The 518-nt window shown below is 70.8% G+C and carries 1 protein-coding gene; it reads right to left on the bottom strand.

The genetic code is table 11. From position 1 onward, the window contains the following. A partial coding sequence (locus L6Q96_23650; protein ID MCK6557540.1) for a molybdopterin-dependent oxidoreductase occupies positions 1-518 on the bottom strand: 518 nt, incomplete at both ends.

Raw genomic sequence — 518 nt, 5'->3', positions numbered from 1 at the left:
TGTCGTCGGGCTTCACGGTCGTCGCGTTGCCGATCGACACGATGCTGCTCCCGACCCCGGTGAAGCGCGCCCAGCCCTTCTGCTTGAGCGCCTCCCACTCCACCCCCTCGAGGTTGCTCGCGCCCTCGACGAGGTCCTGCGCGACACGCTCGTCGTCCTCGGGGCCGTAGCGGCCGTTCGAGCTGAAGCGCTCGTAGAGGCCCTCGAAGGAGCGCTCGCGCCCGGCGCGGTCGCGGAAGCTCCGGATGCCGCGCTCGCGAGCGCGATCGTCCACCGCCTTCGCGAGCAGCGCCATGATCTCCCAGTCCGAGCGCGCCTCGTAGAAGCTCGTGACCTTCTCGCCGGCGTGGAGGAAGGGGGTGAGCGGCGTCACCCACTTGTGCTCGGTCCGCTCGTACCAGGCGGCCGCCGGCAGGACGAAGTCCGCCCACAGGGCCGTCGAGGTCATGCGCCAGTCGATCGTCACCACCGTGCGGAGCTTCGGCCACAGGTGCTCGAGCAGGAGCGGGTAGGCGCGG

Source organism: Candidatus Binatia bacterium, from assembly GCA_023150935.1.
Lineage (GTDB): Bacteria > Desulfobacterota > Binatia > HRBIN30 > HRBIN30 > JAKLJW01.
Note: the sequence above shows the minus strand (reverse complement) of the source record. Positions and strands in the feature narration are given on the sequence as shown.